At 56.2% G+C, this 16944-nt stretch carries 15 protein-coding genes and 3 pseudogenes; 9 read left to right on the top strand and 9 right to left on the bottom strand.

Going from position 1 to position 16944, the window contains the following annotated elements; genetic code table 11:
* Window positions 1-11: 11 nt before the first annotated feature.
* Window positions 12-419 carry an SRPBCC family protein gene (locus ABRP31_RS12380; RefSeq protein ID WP_349972764.1) on the bottom strand — a complete coding sequence of 136 codons (408 nt, stop codon included), beginning with the start codon at window positions 417-419 and terminating at the stop codon, window positions 12-14.
* A 247-nt stretch (window positions 420-666) separates the two neighbouring features.
* On the opposite strand from ABRP31_RS12380, the gene ABRP31_RS12385 reads away from it, so the two are divergent.
* Window positions 667-1557, top strand: a complete 891-nt coding sequence (locus ABRP31_RS12385) for a serine hydrolase domain-containing protein (protein ID WP_349972765.1) — start codon at window positions 667-669, stop codon at window positions 1555-1557.
* 133 nt (window positions 1558-1690) lie between these two features.
* Here ABRP31_RS12385 and ABRP31_RS12390 read toward each other — a convergent pair whose 3' ends face one another.
* Both ABRP31_RS12390 and ABRP31_RS12395 read right to left on the bottom strand, forming a co-directional pair.
* Window positions 1691-2437, bottom strand: a complete 747-nt coding sequence (locus ABRP31_RS12390; protein WP_349972766.1) for an NUDIX domain-containing protein — start codon at window positions 2435-2437, stop codon at window positions 1691-1693.
* Window positions 2438-2509: 72 nt separating this feature from the next.
* A pseudogene (locus ABRP31_RS12395) lies at window positions 2510-2705 on the bottom strand (sigma 54-interacting transcriptional regulator); the annotation flags it as partial.
* A 5-nt stretch (window positions 2706-2710) separates the two neighbouring features.
* On the opposite strand from ABRP31_RS12395, the pseudogene ABRP31_RS12400 reads away from it, so the two are divergent.
* A pseudogene (locus ABRP31_RS12400) lies at window positions 2711-2866 on the top strand (hypothetical protein); the annotation flags it as partial.
* Here ABRP31_RS12400 and ABRP31_RS12405 read toward each other — a convergent pair.
* Both ABRP31_RS12405 and ABRP31_RS12410 read right to left on the bottom strand, forming a co-directional pair.
* On the bottom strand, window positions 2847-3710 hold the full coding sequence (locus ABRP31_RS12405) for a methyl-accepting chemotaxis protein (protein WP_372489433.1): 864 nt from the start codon (window positions 3708-3710) through the stop codon (window positions 2847-2849). The pseudogene ABRP31_RS12400 and the gene ABRP31_RS12405 sit on opposite strands and share 20 nt — an antisense overlap.
* Window positions 3705-4493 (bottom strand): annotated as a pseudogene (locus ABRP31_RS12410) (MCP four helix bundle domain-containing protein); the annotation flags it as partial. The gene ABRP31_RS12405 and the pseudogene ABRP31_RS12410, both read right to left, overlap by 6 nt.
* A gap of 320 nt (window positions 4494-4813) precedes the next feature.
* Between ABRP31_RS12410 and ABRP31_RS12415 the strand changes: the two are divergent.
* From ABRP31_RS12415 to ABRP31_RS12445, 7 genes are all read left to right on the top strand, one after another.
* The gene (locus ABRP31_RS12415; protein ID WP_349972790.1) at window positions 4814-6916 is read left to right on the top strand and encodes a TonB-dependent siderophore receptor; all 2103 of its coding nucleotides are present in this window, start codon (window positions 4814-4816) and stop codon (window positions 6914-6916) included.
* Window positions 6917-7034: 118 nt separating this feature from the next.
* A complete protein-coding gene (locus ABRP31_RS12420; protein WP_349972767.1) occupies window positions 7035-7469 on the top strand; it encodes a GNAT family N-acetyltransferase in 435 nt (144 codons plus the stop codon).
* Between the two features lie 118 nt (window positions 7470-7587).
* Window positions 7588-8211, top strand: coding sequence for a hypothetical protein (locus ABRP31_RS12425; RefSeq protein ID WP_349972768.1), 624 nt, complete (start codon window positions 7588-7590; stop codon window positions 8209-8211).
* A 1-nt stretch (window position 8212) separates the two neighbouring features.
* Window positions 8213-8791 (top strand): hypothetical protein, encoded by a 579-nt coding sequence (locus ABRP31_RS12430; protein ID WP_349972769.1) that lies wholly within the window; start codon window positions 8213-8215, stop codon window positions 8789-8791.
* Between the two features lie 153 nt (window positions 8792-8944).
* The gene (locus ABRP31_RS12435; protein WP_087270350.1) at window positions 8945-9205 is read left to right on the top strand and encodes a hypothetical protein; all 261 of its coding nucleotides are present in this window, start codon (window positions 8945-8947) and stop codon (window positions 9203-9205) included.
* A 228-nt stretch (window positions 9206-9433) separates the two neighbouring features.
* On the top strand, window positions 9434-10171 hold the full coding sequence (locus ABRP31_RS12440) for an SDR family oxidoreductase (RefSeq protein WP_349972770.1): 738 nt from the start codon (window positions 9434-9436) through the stop codon (window positions 10169-10171).
* 140 nt (window positions 10172-10311) lie between these two features.
* On the top strand, window positions 10312-11409 hold the full coding sequence (locus tag ABRP31_RS12445; protein ID WP_087270356.1) for an SMP-30/gluconolactonase/LRE family protein: 1098 nt from the start codon (window positions 10312-10314) through the stop codon (window positions 11407-11409).
* Window positions 11410-11598: 189 nt separating this feature from the next.
* On the opposite strand, the gene ABRP31_RS12450 is transcribed toward ABRP31_RS12445, so the two are convergent.
* The 4 genes from ABRP31_RS12450 to ABRP31_RS12465 form a co-directional block, all read right to left on the bottom strand.
* Entirely contained in the window at window positions 11599-13884 is a 2286-nt protein-coding gene (locus ABRP31_RS12450) for an Orn/Lys/Arg decarboxylase N-terminal domain-containing protein (RefSeq protein WP_349972771.1), read from the bottom strand.
* Window positions 13881-15290, bottom strand: coding sequence for a putrescine-ornithine antiporter (gene potE, locus ABRP31_RS12455; protein ID WP_349972772.1), 1410 nt, complete (start codon window positions 15288-15290; stop codon window positions 13881-13883). Before potE ends, ABRP31_RS12450 begins: the two co-directional genes overlap by 4 nt.
* A 322-nt stretch (window positions 15291-15612) precedes the next feature.
* Window positions 15613-15942, bottom strand: a complete 330-nt coding sequence (locus ABRP31_RS12460) for a hypothetical protein (protein ID WP_349972773.1) — start codon at window positions 15940-15942, stop codon at window positions 15613-15615.
* 111 nt (window positions 15943-16053) lie between these two features.
* The gene (locus tag ABRP31_RS12465; protein WP_349972774.1) at window positions 16054-16884 is read right to left on the bottom strand and encodes a DUF1206 domain-containing protein; all 831 of its coding nucleotides are present in this window, start codon (window positions 16882-16884) and stop codon (window positions 16054-16056) included.
* Between the last annotated feature and the right edge of the window lie 60 nt (window positions 16885-16944).

The raw sequence follows: 16944 nt of genomic DNA on the forward strand, positions 1-16944 counted from the left end.
GCCTCCCGTGGTCAGAAATTGGCTTGCAGAGCGCCCAGACCACCTTCGTAGACCTCTTGAAACAGTGCTTCGGCTTCTGCGTCGGAGATTCCGTCGGGGGTGAAACTGCCGGACCAGGTAACGATTGTTTCCTGATCGCCCGCGGCAGCCACCACTAAGGTCGCGAGATAGTTCGTCACCGGGAACGGACCCTGCACGATCGAGTAGCTGTAAGTGCGGTTGGCTTCGTCGAAGGTTTGCAGCTTTTCGACGATTACTGCGCCGTCAGCGGTGGTCAGCGTACGAACACGTCCGCCTTCAGACGATTCGCTGCTGACAATGAACGGCAGCCAGTCCGGCAGGGACAGAAAACCACCCACCAATTGCCAGACCTGGTCGGCGGATGCGGGTACACGAATGTTTGCAGAGGCTGTTGCCATGGTTTGTGCTCCTGAGTAAATGAGGGGGATAGTAAACGCAATTGCGTTGCGACTGACACCGTCGCGGTGATCTGTAATCCCGCAGTACCGGCTTTAGCCAGGAGGAGGCTGGTACATACGCCGCATTTTTATCGTCAGACATATCGCTCTCCCGGCTAAAGCCAGCCCTACCGGGGGATTTAGGTGCGCCTGCTTTTCATGGCGTTACCGGGTAGCATCAGCGACTTCTTCGAGAAAAATTGAACATATGTCGTTTTCCCTCATCACCAACGGCTGCCCAGCTGTAACCGAACCGCCTGATGCACTTGAAACATTAGTCCCGTGGTGGAGCTTCACCAAGACGGTCCTCGCCGCGACAGCGTTGACGCTGGTTCGCGATGGGCTCGTCGGGCTGGATGATCAGGTGGCTGAAGGACCGTTTACCCTGCGCCAATTACTGCGTCATCAGGCTGGGCTCGCAGACTACAGCGAGTTGCCCGAGTACCACACCGCAGTGGCCAGCGGCGAGCGTGCCTGGCCTGCGGATGAAATGCTGCAGCGCCTGGACGCCAGTCGATTGCGTTACACGCCCGGCGAAGGCTGGCGTTATTCGAATGTCGGTTATCTGTTCGTGGCCCGCTTGATCGAGCGGCTGACGGGGCTTTCGCTCGAAGAGGCACTCGCTCAGCGCGTGTTGTCTGCGTTGGGAGGTACGCGGGCGCGTTTAGCGAACGCTGGTGAAGACATGCAGGCTGCGTGTCAGGGCATTGCCGCTGGCTACGACCCCGGCTGGGTTTATCACCGTTTGTTGATTGGGCCATTGGCAGAAGCGGCGCTGCTTCTGGATCGTTTGCTGGCGGGCGACCTGTTGCCTCGATGGTTATTAGACGAAATGCAGGCTGCGCTTGTCCTTGGTGGCCCGCTACCCGGGCGCCCATGGCTGACTCCGGGTTACGGCTTGGGCCTGATGCAAGGCGGCGTAGCGGGAGGCCTGACATTGAGCGGCCACAGCGGCGTAGGGCCGGTGAGTGTTATCGCGGTTTATCGCTGCACTCACGGCGGGACTGCCGTGACCTGCGCTGTTTTTCACGAAGGCCCGGATGAAGCCTTGGTCGAAGCCGAGTTAGTGCAGCGCATCACGTCAGCGCTAGCATCCTGACGCTAACCGTTCACTTACACTCCGTAAGAGCGGCTTCAGCCGCGAAGGCGCCGGGACATTCGCTAAATCTGTCTCGTCAGCAATACCGCACTCCCGGTTAAAGCCGGTCGTGCGAATACGCGGCGCTGCAGTTTTAAAGCTTCGCTTCTACCGCCATGAAGATTTCCTGCTTTTTGAAGCGGCCGCTGTTGTTCTGGAACTCAGCGATCGTCAGACCCTTGCTGTCAGCGATCTGGCTGACGATTTCTCGATTGGTCAGGCCGTTCTTCTCGTCTGCCAGATAGCTTTCAATGGGTATCCATTTGGCCTCGGCGATCTCGTCAGTATCGATGACGTTGATCGCTTGAGTCAGCGGTTTGAGGCGGCAGATGAAGTGGATATTGGATTTGCCGAATTCATATGGGTGCCGGGTGGTGAAGCCAAGAATGGCCTCGAAGCTGACCTCGATACCGGTCTCCTCCAGAACCTCGCGAACGATCGAGTCCTGAATCCGCTCGCCCGGATCCACATGGCCGCCGGGCAGGTTAAAGCCCGTAAATCCTTGATCCCTGACCACCAGAATTTCGTTGTTCTGATTGATCACGATTGCCCCGGCCCCGACGATATGCGTCGGAATAAACGGCACGTACGTCGATTCCTGCGGCTTTCTAACCAGCGTGAGGCTGTCGGGCAGGCAGCTGTGGAAGATAAAACCGTGTGCCACGAACTGCTCGATACTGCTGGTTCGGGAGATGGGCAGGGTGATCCAGGCAAGGCCCTTCTTTTCGGTTTCCATGAAAAGCAGAAAGCCCTTGATGGCGGCTTCAAGATCGGCTTTTTCAAAAGAAAAAGACGTCGGATCGATGATCACGCCGTTGTAATCGTTCAGCTTGTACTTCATTGAAAATCCTGGATGGCGTAGGTCAGTGCGGTGAGTTTAATCCTGTCCATTGATTTGCTTCCACTCAATGCCTGCGCGCAGCAAAGCTCCGCGGGCAATCAATGCGCTGGTAAACGCCCCTTTTCTATGGCCGAACAGGGTCGACTTCGACAAAGGATCCTTCGGTCTGATGTCGGCTGTGCTTGAGTTCGTAGATGCGTCAGGCCGGAAAAGATTTGCCCGCACCGGTCGGGCCGATCAGTAGCGTCGTAGCCTTGGAGTACGTTGCCGTGACCGATGGCGCTGGCCGGTGGAGGGAGCTTCACAACACCCTCAACGACGGAGCAGTTGCAGAGCAACATTGCCGTCATTGAGCGCGTGCCGGTTTCAGCAGCGCGGCTGGCCAAGGCCGCGCTGCCCGATTCACGGTTTATAAGCGGAAGCGGCTGACCAGATTATTGAACGACAGCGCCAGATTCGACAGCTCTTGAGTGGAGGCGCTGGTCTGGTTTGCGCCTGCCGCGGTCTGGGTCGACAGGTCCTGGATATTGACCAGGTTACGGTCGACTTCACGTGCCACGTTGGCTTGCTCTTCTGAGGCGCTGGCAATAACCATGTTGCGCTCGTTGATTTGCGAAATGCCTTCAGCGATTTGTTCCAGTGCTTCACCGGTAGCCTGAGCCAGGCTTTGGGTGTCCGTCACCAGAGACTGGCTTTTACCCATGGCACGAACGGCCTGGTCAGCGCTGGTTTGCACCGAGTTGATCATGCCTTCGATTTCCCCGGTCGAAGCCTGGGTGCGGGCCGCCAAGGCGCGAACTTCGTCCGCTACCACCGCAAAACCGCGACCTTGTTCGCCTGCACGGGCGGCTTCAATCGCCGCGTTGAGGGCCAACAGGTTGGTCTGCTCGGCAATTCCGCGAATCACATCCAGCACCTTGCCTATATCACGGACTTGTACCGCCAGGTCTTCGACCATCGTGGTCGAGGCCGCGATTTCAGTCGTGGCATTGTTGATAGCGGACACTGCATTTCGGGCTTTGTCGCGACCGTTGGTGGCTTGCTGGCTGGTCGATCTGGATGCTTCGGAGGTAGACACTGCGTTACGCGCAACTTCTTCAACCGCCGAGGTCATCTCGGTAACAGCAGTGGCCGCTTGCTGGATCTCGTCGTTCTGGCGCACCAGGCCACGGCTGCTGTTATCGGTGACGGTGGTCAACTCTTCGGCTGCCGAGGCCAATTGATCGGAGGCGCTGGCGATTTGCTGGATGGTGCCTTTCAGACTGGTTTGCATATCGCTCAACGCGCTCAGCAACTGGCCACCCTCATCACGCCCGGTGCTGGCGATGTTCTGAGTCAGGTCTCCATTGGCAATGCGCTGAGCACTGGTCACCGCTGTTGCGATGGGGCGACTGATCAGGCGACTGATGAATAGGCCAAGAGCAAAGGCGGCAATGAACGCCAGCGTAATGCCGGTGTAAAGCGCAGTCTTTGCCGAAGACTCCATCGCGTCGGCGTCCGCTGCACCCTCGCCGATCTGACGATTGTTGGATTCAACCATGAGAGTCAGTTCGTCCATGACAATCCGGTAATTTTTTTGCAGATCACCGAGCAGCAAAGCGCGACCGCCCTCAAGATCACCGGCTTTCATGAGCGCTACGAATTTTTGCACCAACTCCTGATAAACCGGCCAGTCCTTATCCATTTTGTCGCCAGCGAGACGTTCGTCATCGGCCAGGGGGGTCTTGCGATAAGTCGAATAGGCCAGTTCGCTCGCCAGCTGATTAGCCTTCATGGACGCCAGAAGTTCATCTTTTTCGTTCTGCGGCGCATTGGCGCTGGTGGCGACGTACAGGCGGTACATGTCACGTGTTTGTTCCACAGCTTTGGCTTTCGCCTCTGCAGTTTTAGCCACCGACACCAGGTTATTGCTGAATACCAGTTTCAGGCTATCGGAGAGCTGAGAAACACCCCGGCTGCCAAGCACACCAACACCCAGGGTGATAAATGCGCAAAGCCCGAAGGCGGTAATCAGTTTGGTCGACAGTTTCGCATCATGAAGCCAGCTCATCGGCATGTCCTGCAGAGATTGTTCGAAGAACGTTGGGAGATGACCCGCTCTGCCTTTAATAAGAGAGTAGGTGACGTAAGCCTATCGGCAAAACTGTTCTGTCCTTAAGGGCGGATTCATATAGCGAAGGTTTTTTCGGCTGGACGGGCAAGAGGCATACTCAACCACAATTCGTACATTTTCCCGGCTTTCTCATAAGCCAGACCGCTGGCACCTGCGACGATCCGTCCGTTGTGGCAGCAGGCAAAGGCCTACACATTTGGAAACTGTTCGTAGATAATAACAATTCCCATTAGTGCCCGGAATTGTCCTCTGTGTTCATCCCTATGCATCGCGCCTATTGCGTTTCCCTGGCTTTCGGCTGTGTGTTGCTGCCTGCCTTCTCTCACGCTGAAGACACCGTTACCGAGCTGCCTGCCACCGACATTCAGGCCGCTGGTGATATCGAAAGCAGCCCGTATGTTCGCTCCACCAGCAGTACCGCAAGCAAGTCAGAAGTGCCGATCAGGGATGAAGCACAGTCAGTCAACGTGGTAACCCAGCAGACTCTGGATGATTTTCAGGTCAAGTCGCTGGACGATGCGATGAAGTTCGTCAGCGGTGTTTCGCAATCCAACACGCTGGGCAACACCAAGGACGCGTTGATCAAGCGCGGTTTCGGCACCAACGACGACGGAGCCATTCTGCGCGACGGCATCCGTTCGGTAGTAGGGCACAACCTCGGGGCCACCACCGACCACGTGGAAGTCCTCAAAGGTCCCGCGTCGCTGCTGTATGGCGCAATCGAACCGGGTGGCCTGATCAACGTTGTCAGTAAGCAGCCTGAATACACCCGCAGCACGACCATCACCGGTTCCGGCTACAGCGAAGGCGGCGGCACGTTCAGCGTCGACACCACCGGGCCTGTCGAAGGTACCGGGCTTGCCTACCGTCTGGTTGCCGAGCGTGGCCATGAAGATTACTGGCGCAATTACGGGGTCAACGAGCACACGCTGGTGGCTCCTTCCCTGAGCTGGACCGGCGAACGCGCCAAGCTGACGCTGGCTTATGAGTACAACGACTATTCCAGCCCGTTCGACCGCGGTACGGTCTTCGCCAATGGCAAACCGGCTGCTGCGAGCTACAAGGATCGTCTGGATGAGCGCTGGGCCAAGACCGTCGGCATCAGCGAAACCGCTACCGCGAAGTTTGAGTATCAGCTCAATGATGACTGGAAGACGCGGGTAACGTATGGCTGGAACAATGATCGTTATAGTCTGGCGATTGCGCAGCCGAGGTCTCTGGTTGGCTCGACACTGAACCGTCGTGCCAACGGAGCTCATTACGATTACGAAACGCGCTATAGCAACATTGATTTCATTGGTGAGCAGAAGTTGTTTGGTCAGCGTCACGATATTTTGGTCGGCATTGATAACGAGGTGCTAGACAAATATCGAGGCAAAACCTATCGCGGTTCAGTTAACGGTCCCCTTAACATCAATGACCCGCAGTACGGCGGGCTGGGTCAACCAAGTACCGTCGATGCTGCTCAAAGCAATGCTCGCAATCAGCTGACGTCGACGTCCGTTTACTTCAAGGACAACTGGCATTTGGATGACCAATGGATCCTGGTCTTTGGCGGACGTCAGCAGCACTACGATCAATACAGTGATCAGGGATTGGTTACCCGCGTATTGGGGCGTGACGACAATGGCGACGCCTTTATTCCGTTTGTGGGTGTCGTCTATCAACCCACCGAAGCGCTTTCCCTGTATGGCAACTACAGCGAATCGTTTGTACCTAACGACACTGTCTCGGACGACAACAAAACCTTTGATCCCGAAGAGGGCCGCAGCTACGAAGTTGGCCTTAAGTACAATCCTTCGGATCGGCTGAACATCAACGTTGCAGCGTTCGATATCGTCAAGAAAAACGTCGTGACTCCAGTCATGATCAATGGAGTATCGACGAACGAGCTCGCAGGTAAAGTGGGCTCAAGAGGCCTGGAGCTCGACGTCACAGGCAAGCTCGCTGAGCGGTGGGATATGATCGGGACTTACTCATATACGCACACAGAAATTCTTGAGGATCCAACAAACGAAGGCAATCGTCTCAACAATGCTCCCATGCATACCGCAAGCTTGTATCTGACTCACCATCTTGCATTTCCTGAGCAGACCGGCCACTGGCAAGTCGGCGGTGGCGCGCGATATATCGGTGAACGTCCGGGAGACAATGCTAACAGCTACTGGATGGACAGCTTTACTGTTGCCGATGCTTTCTTGCGTTGGGATCTCCCCACAAAGGACTACAAAACACGATTGCAGTTAAACGTAAATAACCTGTTTAACAAAGAGTACTACCCCTCCAGCGTTGGAAGTGGAGATGTGCAAATTGTCAACGTCGGCGAACCACGCACCGCGCGTCTGACCGCCAGCGTTACCTTTTAAGATGCTGTCCTGCTCTGAAGAGGCTGACGGAGAACGATCCGGCAGCCTCTTCAGTCATCTATCACACCAAACCTTCTGTTAACGTACGGGACAATCAATCAGTACTGTCAGGCCTTTCATGTTCACTATTCGTATCATGACGATCAACGACTACGACGCAGTCATCGCATTGATGAACACCACGCCCGGTGTATCGATCAGAGATGCCGACTCTCGCGAATCGACGTCAAGGTATTTACAACGCAATCCCGGAATGAGCTTTGTCGCCGAGGTAGGTACTTCGCTTGTTGGCTGCGTCATGTGTGGACACGATGGGCGAAGGGGCTATTTGCAGCACTTGCTGGTACTGGATAAATATCGGCGACAGGGCATCGCCAATCAGTTGGTGGAGCGTTGCCTCTCAAGCCTCGAAAGTGAAGGCATACTTAAATGCCATATCGACGTATTCAAAACCAATTACGCTGCGGCTGATTATTGGCACAAGCAAGGTTGGCAACTGCGAACAGATATTGATCGGTATTCCTTCATTCGCTCCGCCAATCACAACGCGTGATGTTCAAGGTGCGTGCTAGAGCGTTCGATATAGAACTGTTAATCTGCGCCGCCCTTAAGATCGGACAATGACGGCCGATGCAGTAGCCTTCGTAAAAAAATAGATAAGGATGTTGTCTGTGAGACGTGCAGTGATGTTGTTGGCTCTGAGTTTGAGCCTTTCGTTGACCGGTTGTATTTCGTTTACCGCTACTGGACCGATTGGTGATCCGGTTACTCCTGCGAAGGTTAAGTCCGTGCGTTCGGCGCAGGTCGCAGACGTCGTAATCAGTTCCCCAGGCTTGAAAGATGATCAGCGCCAGAACATCAGTCGCCAGCTTACCGAGCAGATCAGCCGTTATGTCGAAAAGGGCGGCTATTACCAGAGCTTGATTGCGTTCCCGGCACGTCTGGGTGATCAGGATGTGCAACTCAAGTTCAACCTGACCTCTCTCAAAGGCAAGCGCTCGATGCACCCGGCGTACATTCCCGGCGCTTTGTTGACGTTGACAGTGTGGATCTGGGTGAACGGTCCGATCTATGTCGACAACTACGATTTTGCTGGCGAACTGGTGGTTGAAGACCGCAATGGCAAAGTCCTTGCCCGCTCGGTGGATCAGGTCAACGAGAAGAAAAACCGGGGTATTTACAATGGCGAGTACTGGGCGCCGAGCCTGGGCCGTTTCGAGCTGCGAGACTTGATTGGCAGGCTGCTGGACAAGACCAGCGCGCAGTTGCCAGCTGTCAGCACGGGAGCGCAGTAACATGTTGCGCTCCTTGTTGTTACTGGCCGCAGTGTGTCTGTCGCTGACCGGTTGCCTGAGCTATTCGCACCACGATCTGGCGCAGGTACAGCAATGGCCGCTCACCGCGCCAGTCGCTGAAGCCAAGCCTTCGGTCTATGTGCGACTCAACGGTGAATATCTGCTCAATAACCGACCGCGAGCGGGTGGCGTTGATACTGCGCGCTGGGAGAAAATCCTTGTCGACAGTTACACCGCCTCTGGTGCTGTAGCCTCTGCGACAGCGGCGAAGGCGCAATCTGATGTCTACGTGATTGCTACTCTGACCAACCATGAGAAGGGCAGCATGCCCCTCGCTTTTATCTCCGGTTTTACCTTTGCGTTGATCCCGACCACCTTCGACAACACTCTGACGTTGAAGACGGTGTACAAGGATCGTGACGGCAAAGTGTTAGGGCAGGTCGAGAAGAGCGAGACTATCACCACCTGGATCCAGTTGGTCCTGATTTTCGCAACGCCGTTCAACGCTTCGCTGGACGATACCATCAAGCACCTGAGCCTGAGCTCCATTGAAGAGGCGGTGCGTCTCAAGCTGCTTTAAGCGCCCGACAGCTGAAAGCAAATCCCTGACAGCGGCGATCCCGGCTGGCCATTCTGGCCCGTTGATATCGCCGCTGTTGCGTTCGAATGTATGGAACCAACGCTCTAGCTCGCGGTTCGAAGCAGTACATTCTCAATCAGGGACATTCACCCCATGCTTAAAACTCTTGCCTACAGTCTGATGCTGGCGTCTACGATTGGCCTGGCCGCTTGTGATCCGAAATCCGAGAACAAGGCGCAGGAAGCTCAGCAACACGCCGAAAACGCGAATGACAAAGCAGCCGAAGCGGCCAAAGAGAATGCCAAGGCTGCAGAGGCGCAGGCCGAGTCCAAAGAAGCCAAGGCCGAAGAAGATAAAACCTTCGTGCCAACTACTCAGGTTCCAGAGTCATTGAAGACCCCTGAGAAAAACTGAGGAGCATGGTGTCAGCGTCATTCGACCCTGACACCATGCGTAGTGCGACAAAGACAAGGCCCGTAGGATCGGCTTTAGCCGGTCCTACAGTTATTCTTTTTCTCCGCAAACCCCACCGCAGAATCAGGCAATCACTCCGAAGGATCGGTCTAATTGCTCCCGCGTTATCGCCTTACTCTGAATGCGTATCGAGCTACCCGGCTCATCACTCAGATAAGGACAACAATCATGTCGAACATCAAAAACAAAGTGGTTGTAATCACCGGCGCCAGTAGCGGTATCGGTGAAGCGACGGCCAGGCTGTTGGCAGAGAAAGGCGCACACGTTGTGCTCGGCGTGCGGCGTACTGAACGCTTGGCAGAACTCTGTAAGGAGCTGATTGCCGCCGGTGGCAGCGCGCAGTATCAGGCAGTGGACGTGACGGACCGCGTCAATGTGCAAGCCTTCGTCGATTACGCCGTCAACCAGTTCGGGCGTGTCGATGTGATCATCAATAATGCGGGCGTCATGCCGCTGTCCAGGCTGGATGCGTTGAAGGTGTCCGAATGGGACCAGATGATCGACGTGAATATTCGCGGCGTGCTGCACGGTATTGCGGCCGGTTTGCCGTTGATGCAGAAACAGCAATCCGGACAGTTCATCAACATTGCTTCGATTGGTGCTTATGCGGTGAGTCCGACTGCGGCGGTCTACTGCGCGACCAAGTACGCCGTACGGGCGATTTCCGAAGGCCTGCGTCAGGAGGCCGGTGCCGACATTCGCGTCACGGTGATTTCCCCTGGTGTTACCGAGTCTGAACTGGCGGACAGTATTTCTGATGAAGGCGGGCGCGCCGAGATGCGCGAGTTTCGCAAAATCGCGATTCCGGCATTGGCCATTGCTCGGGCAATTGCCTACGCCGTTGAACAGCCAGCAGATGTCGACGTCAGCGAACTGATCGTTCGTCCGACCGCCAGCCCCTATTGATTTATCCGGTACCAGTATCGATTGCGAGGGTTTGCCAGCAGGCTAATATCTGGCAAACCCTTGTGCTTAACACTTGTACGATGACTTAAGCCGATGTACAACGAGCATCCCGTCCAACAATAAAACCACGGAGATGCACGATGGATTCATCGCAACGGGACACCACCGCCGACCACGGCCGCAGAGCATTCCTTAAAACCTCGCTAGCCGTATCCGCCGGGGTTGCTGCACTGGGTAGCGCTGCGCTGCCTCGACTTGCCAGCGCCGAGCCGTTGAGCCAGCGTTATCCGGATCCGCTGATCAACATCCTCGATGACAGCTTCATGGAGCTGCGCATCTTCAACGCCAGCGTTGAACGCCTGGCTACCGGTTTGCGCTGGGTTGAAGGGCCGGTCTGGATCGGTGACGGTCGCTACTTGCTGTTCAGCGACATTCCCAACAACCGCATCATGCGCTGGGACGAAGTCACTGGCGGCTTGTCGGTGTACCGCGACAACTCCAACTTTTCCAACGGCATGTGCCGCGACCGTCAGGGCCGCTTGCTGGTCTGTGAGGGCTCGACGACGAGCAAGGAAGGTCGCCGCGTGACGCGTACCGAGTACAACGGCAGCATTACCGTGCTGGCCGATAACTACGAGGGCAAACCTTTCAATTCGCCTAACGACATCGTCTGCAAGCGTGACGGTTCGATATGGTTCACCGATCCACCGTTCCAGACCGGCAACAACTACGAAGGGCACAAAGTCACCCCGGAGTTGCCGCATGCGGTGTATCGCATCGACGGGACGAGCGGCAAAGTCAGCCGGGTGATTGACGATCTGGCTGGGCCTAACGGTCTATGTTTTTCACCAGACGAAAAAACCCTTTACGTGGTTGAAGGTCGAGCCAAACCCAATCGGATTATCTGGGCGATTGCCGTCAATGAAGACGGCACGCTGGGCCTTCGCCGCAAGCACATTGAAGGGTTGGAGTTCGCCGGCATCGACGGCATCAAGTGTGATGAAAGTGGCAACTTGTGGTGTGGCTGGGGCAGCAACAGTGATCCCAAGGCTGATCCGGAAAAGCTCGACGGCGTTCGAGTGTTCAATCCGGACGGCAAAGCCATCGGTCACATTTCCTTGCCGGAGCGTTGCCCGAACCTGTGCTTTGGTGGGCGTGAAGGCAACCGGCTGTTCATGGCGGGCAGCCACTCGGTTTATTCGCTGTTCGTGAACACGCGGGGTGCGACGTTCGTTTGATGGGGTAAACACTACCGCAGTTTCTCGTGACGATATTGATCTGTAGGAGCTGCCGAAGGCTGCGAAGCATTGGTTCTGGTACACCGCGATCGCAGCCTTCGGCAGCTGCTACAGGTCCTATGTTGCTTTGCGACAGCGTGGTGTCAGGGACACAGCGCTAACTCTTACATAACTACATGTCACCCCCTATCACTTCAACACCAACAACCGGTAAACCCCGGCGTCACTTTCAATGCCATGGGTGTCATGGGTGAAGCCCGGGAAGGACGTGTCGAAACTCTCCAGTGCCTTCAGGTAGGCCAATAGCGGTCCATCTGCAGGCCCCGCATTTTCGCCGGGCATCAACAGTGGAATGCCGGGTGGGTAGGGCACGATACCGGTGGCAACAATTCGTCCCGCTGCTTGTTCCAGCGTCACCAGCTCAACCTGATTCTTGACCAGTTTCTCGTACGCCTCCACAGGGCTGAACTCTGCTTGCGGCAACATGCCGAAAGCTTGAGCCATGGTCGCCGTGGTGCGATGTTTTTTCATGGCCGCGAAGATATCTTCGGCCAGGTCCCTTAGCCCCATGCCGGTGTAACGCTGCTGATTGGCCGCCAGCAAATCGGGCAGACACAGTTCCAGCTCCAGATTGCTGTCGTAGTCACGCTTGAAGTCCAGCAGCGCGTTGACCAGCGTCCCCCATTTGCCTTTGGTGATGCCGATGGAGAACAGGAACAGGATGGTGAAATCGGTGGTTTTCTCGACCACGATGCCCTGACGACCCAGATAGGCGCTCAGCACACAGGCCGGGATGCCGAAATCCAGCAACTGCCCGTCGTCGCCCATACCGGGGCTGAGCACCGAGACCTTGATCGGGTCGAGCATGCAATAGCCATCTTCGATGTTGCCGAACCCGTGCCAGACTTCGTCAGGGTGCAGAACCCAGCAACTGGGGTCGGTCTTGAGCGTGACCGGGTCGACTTCGTGAAACGCCACTGCGGCCCCATCCACTTGAACGGTTGGCGGCTGCCAGCAGGAGAAAAACCAGTCGTCACCTTTGAGCATCTCGCTTTTCATACGCGAGATCACCTGGCGGAACGCGATGGCTTCTTCAATGGATTCAGTGGTCAGAATCTCACCGCTAGGCGCTTCCATCATCGCCGAGCTGACATCGCAGGAGGCCATGATCGCGTAATTGGGCGACGTCGAGGCGTGCATCATGAACGACTCATTGAAGCGTCCATGCGGGATCGGATTGCGTCCGTTCCGGACATGGATCATTGAGGCCTGTGACAGCGCCGCCAACAGCTTGTGGGTGGACTGAGTGGCGAATACCGTCGGTCGCGACTCATCGTGATCGTCCGGGCTGCCGTGCATAGCGAAGCGGTCGCGATACAGAGGGTTGAAACGTGCATAGCCATACCACGCTTCGTCGAAATGCAGGCGATCAACGCTTTGTCCCAGCAACTCTTCGACACGCGTGACGTTATAAGTCAGGCCGTCGTAAGTTGAGTTGGTGACAATCGCATGGATCGGAGTCGGGTCGATGCCTTCTTTGACCAACGGGTTGTTGGCGATCGCCGCTTGAACACCTTCGCGGCTCAAGGTTTGCGGCAGAATCGGGCCGATGATGCCGAAGCGGTTTCGGGTCGGCACCAGATAGGTCGGAATGGCGCCGGACAAGGTCATCGCATGCTCGGCAGACTTGTGGCAGTTGCGGTCGCACAGCGCAATCTGATCACGAGTGACGCTGGCCATCAGAATGACCCGGTTTGAGGTCGAGGAGCCGTTAGTCACGTAGTACGTGCGATGAGCGCCGAAGACTTTCGCTGCGTAACGCTCGCCTTGGCCGATAGGGCCGCTGTGGTCCAGCAGTGAACCCAGTTCACCCACTGAAATCGACAGGTCCGAGCGCAGCAGGTTTTCACCGAAGAACTCGTAGAAGGCTCTTCCAGCAGTGCTTTTCAGAAACGCCGTACCACCAGCATGGCCGGGTGTGTGCCATGAATACTCATAGCTGCGGGCAAACTTAAGTAGTGCGCCGAACATCGGTGGCAACACCGCCTGACGATAGCGCTCGATGGCGGCCAGTATCCGTCCGCTGAGAAACCGGCTGGTGTCCTCGGGCAGCCAGATGAAGTCGTCAGCGTGCTGCATCACCACCAGCGGAATGTTCGAGGCAGTGCTGCGATCGCTGATCAGAAACACCGGGACCCGCGTGTTGCGTTCACGCAAATTGGTCAGCAGCTTGATGCATTCCTCATGGTTGTCGCTTTTGTCCATTTCCCAACTGAGCAGTACGCACTGGACGGCCGGGTCCGAGCGCAGGATCGAGTTGGCATCGGCCAGGCTTTCGGAAACCAGAACACTGATTGAGCGTTCTTCGACATCACTGAGCAGTTGATTCAGGGCACGGCCGAACACCGTGCGTTTGTCGGGTGCGCTGCTCACCAATAACGCGAGCATGCCGAGCAAATGGCGGTATTCAGTCATGGTCTTGCCTCCAGGGGCGTGGAATTCAGGCTGTTGACGGGGATGGGGTCTGCGCTGAGGTGCTGCGCGCTGACGGTCTGTACCGGCACGCTATTGTTGACCGCTTCAAGGCGGATCAGCCGGTTGTTGACGAAGCCAAACAGGGTGTAGCCGAAGATGGTCGCGACGCCACCGAGCATCAGTGCCTGGGCGCCCGAACTGTACAGCGCCAAATAGCTGTAAGCGGCGGCTACCGTTGCCACGATGTTGGTGATCAGCGCGGTGTTGGGCGGTACGTTGGACACCTTCTGCATGGTCAGCAGTGCGGCCATCGACAGAATGTAAGGCACCAGATTGGTGACCACCGCGAGATTGACGAGCGTGTCGAACTGTTTGCTGAGGTCCGGACTTATCGTCAGAAAACCCAGGGCAGTCTGGGCCGCCAGCAGTATCAGCATGCCCACAATGGGCGTACCAGCCTTGTTGGCTTTGGAGAAAATCGGCACGAAATAGCCGGTGTCCGCCGAGCTCTTGAACACTTGTGCGATGGTGAATTGCCAACCCAGCAATGAGCCGATACACGCAAGCACCATCAGGCCCATGACGATGCTGCCGATCATGGGGTTGAACATTTTGGCAAACACCAGACCGAACGGCGCGGTGGACGCAGCCAGTTCCGGGTTATCGACGATACCAGCGATCACGTTGGTCGAGACGATGTAGATAACCGCCGCTCCCAGCGTGCCGCCCAGTACCGCAATGGGCACGTTCTTCTCCGGGTTCTCCACGGCGTCAGTGTTGGCGCAGGCCGACTCCAGACCCAAGAACGCCCAGAGCGTAATTGCCACCGATGCCCCAGCGGCCTCGAACCAGCTTTTGTCATGGGGGTTCCAGCCTGCGGCGTAGACGCTGCTGTCGAACCAGAACCAGCCAATGGTCGAGACCAACACAACAGGGGCGATGACGCCCCACACGGTAACGGCGCCTATTTTGCCGGTAATACTTGCGCCACCGAAGTTGGCGAAAGTCGTCACCCACAACAGCGCGATAGTTGCCAGACCGACTTGCATGGAATCAAGTTGTATATTGAACAACACCTGGATGTAGCCAACAGCCGTAATACTGATGGCTACGTTGGCAATAAGTAGCGAAAGGCCATAGGTGTAGTTGGTTAGATAGTTACCCGCCTTACCGAAGGTATATTCGGCATAACCGCCCATGCCTCCGGTCTTTCGGCTGAGCATGCCGCAGCGGGCAAAAGCGTAAGCCAGGGCCAGAGAACCCGTGGCTGTGACGAGCCAGGAGAGAATCGAGATGGCGCCAACTTCTGCAAGTTTTGAAGGGAGTAACACAATGCCCGAGCCTAACATGTTGACGGCAGTCAACATTGTTAGTTGGCTAACGCTCATTTTCTTGGCAGCTGACATTCCATTGCCTCTATCGAGAAAGCGGGGAAGTGTTAGCTATAGCAGAGCATTGAAAGGGCGCAAGTAATTAGCCGGTTAGTGGTAGATGGCTGAAGAGCTGACTTAATTGAAAAGTGGGATTTTCTGATTGCGCGGGGTCAATGTTTTGCCAATGAATCAATGCAACCCTCGGATTGAAATGCACTTCCTGTAGGAGCCGCCGAAGGCTGCGAAGCATTCATCCTGACACGCCGCCATCGCAGCCTTCGGCAGCTCCTACAGATTTTCATCGTTTGTCGCGAGACAGCGTGATTTCAGGGGCTGCGCCTTGAACATATAGGGCTCAGCGTCGCGCCAGCTCGTGCTTGATGCATTGCTCGTAATAAGTCTGTTTGATCGCAGCGGGTTTGAGTCGCGAGGTGCTTTTATAGGTCTGCTCGGTGATACCCATGGCGGTCATGCGCATCCAGGGCTGATTGAACTTGCGGCCCTGGAGTTTCTTGCGTGCACCGTACAAAGTAATCCCGGCGAGTTTCGACTCCTGAGCGCCTGCGGCAATACCCGAACCCCATGTACAAATCGACCGGCCGCTCTGTGTGACTTCTTTGGCTTGCGACGCCAGTGAAACGCTGGCCAGCGCGAGCGTCGCTACGGTCAATAGAAGAATCCGCATAAATGCCAGCCCCTAAGCTTCTGAAAAGAAAGCAAGTTTGCCAAGCTCGGCTGGAGGCGAGGGGCCAGCAATCGGTTTTATTTAAAGGGCAAAACCGCCAGGGATTTTTCCTCAGCTGAAATGCTTCGTGACCGCATGCGGAGCATCTGGCACGTCCATGTTGATCTTGCGCCATGCGGCTTCGGCGAAGCTGTACACCGAAAATGCGATCAGACCTAGCGCCACGATCATCAGCACAATGCCTCCAGCGGGCAGATCCTGCAGGCCATTGAGCGCGTCTTTAAGACCGGGCGGGTGCATGGCGTCATAGCTCGAACCGCTGATGGCCAGCAGCGCAGCGATTTCGATGAATGCCACGCCTCGGGCAATCAGGCCGAATTGCGATACCGGACGCACATAGCGCATCACCTCTCCATCGGCTTCGAAGTACTTCTCGAAAGAGGCTTTCCAGCCTTTGATGATGTGGGTGATACCCACGCCTAGCGGCACCAGTGCTACCAGGTAAACGAGAATATTCGAATGATCCCAGGACAGGATGGACGCCAGCAGGTCCTGGGTTTTGCCGCCTGAATCACCGGAGCTTTTGAGCGCACTGATTAGCAGGCCCAAGGCAAAAAACGCCAGTGCACCATAGGTCACGCCGCCTACCAGCAGGCCGGTGCGAATCACCAGGCCTTTTAATTCTGTGCCGTGATGGTCCACATCGCGAGTGGCCTGCAGGACGCGCCAGGCGGCAAATGCCAGCAGGCCGACCACCACAATCGCGACCATTACGTTGCCGAAAGGCTGACTCAACAGCGCTTCAAGGCTGCTGTGGCTGTCTTTGGGCTGAGACGAACCTTGCGCGGCGAGCAGGGCAAAAATACCAATGATCAGATACACCACACCCCGAGCGGCATAGCCGCTTCGGGCGAGGAGAGTGAGGCTGCGTTGCGTGGACATAAAAAGGATCTTCCTGAAAGTGATACAGGAGCAGACCGATGTCGGCACGCGGGGTTCGCT

It is taken from the genome of Pseudomonas caspiana, from assembly GCF_040224095.2.
Lineage (GTDB): Bacteria > Pseudomonadota > Gammaproteobacteria > Pseudomonadales > Pseudomonadaceae > Aquipseudomonas > Aquipseudomonas caspiana.

Bases quoted from the DNA above. Each gene is read 5' to 3' on its own strand.
- ABRP31_RS12445 (WP_087270356.1), top strand. From the start codon at position 10,312: ATGGATTCATCGCAACGGGACACCACCGCCGACCACGGCCGCAGAGCA.
- ABRP31_RS12435 (WP_087270350.1), top strand. From the start codon at position 8,945: ATGCTTAAAACTCTTGCCTACAGTCTGATGCTGGCGTCTACGATTGGC.
- ABRP31_RS12450 (WP_349972771.1), bottom strand. From the start codon at position 13,884: ATGACTGAATACCGCCATTTGCTCGGCATGCTCGCGTTATTGGTGAGC.
- ABRP31_RS12430 (WP_349972769.1), top strand. From the start codon at position 8,213: ATGTTGCGCTCCTTGTTGTTACTGGCCGCAGTGTGTCTGTCGCTGACC.
- ABRP31_RS12415 (WP_349972790.1), top strand. From the start codon at position 4,814: ATGCATCGCGCCTATTGCGTTTCCCTGGCTTTCGGCTGTGTGTTGCTG.
- ABRP31_RS12440 (WP_349972770.1), top strand. From the start codon at position 9,434: ATGTCGAACATCAAAAACAAAGTGGTTGTAATCACCGGCGCCAGTAGC.
- ABRP31_RS12465 (WP_349972774.1), bottom strand. From the start codon at position 16,884: ATGTCCACGCAACGCAGCCTCACTCTCCTCGCCCGAAGCGGCTATGCC.
- ABRP31_RS12380 (WP_349972764.1), bottom strand. From the start codon at position 419: ATGGCAACAGCCTCTGCAAACATTCGTGTACCCGCATCCGCCGACCAG.
- ABRP31_RS12420 (WP_349972767.1), top strand. From the start codon at position 7,035: ATGTTCACTATTCGTATCATGACGATCAACGACTACGACGCAGTCATC.
- ABRP31_RS12460 (WP_349972773.1), bottom strand. From the start codon at position 15,942: ATGCGGATTCTTCTATTGACCGTAGCGACGCTCGCGCTGGCCAGCGTT.
- ABRP31_RS12390 (WP_349972766.1), bottom strand. From the start codon at position 2,437: ATGAAGTACAAGCTGAACGATTACAACGGCGTGATCATCGATCCGACG.
- ABRP31_RS12405 (WP_372489433.1), bottom strand. From the start codon at position 3,710: ATGCAAACCAGTCTGAAAGGCACCATCCAGCAAATCGCCAGCGCCTCC.
- potE (WP_349972772.1), bottom strand. From the start codon at position 15,290: ATGTCAGCTGCCAAGAAAATGAGCGTTAGCCAACTAACAATGTTGACT.
- ABRP31_RS12385 (WP_349972765.1), top strand. From the start codon at position 667: ATGTCGTTTTCCCTCATCACCAACGGCTGCCCAGCTGTAACCGAACCG.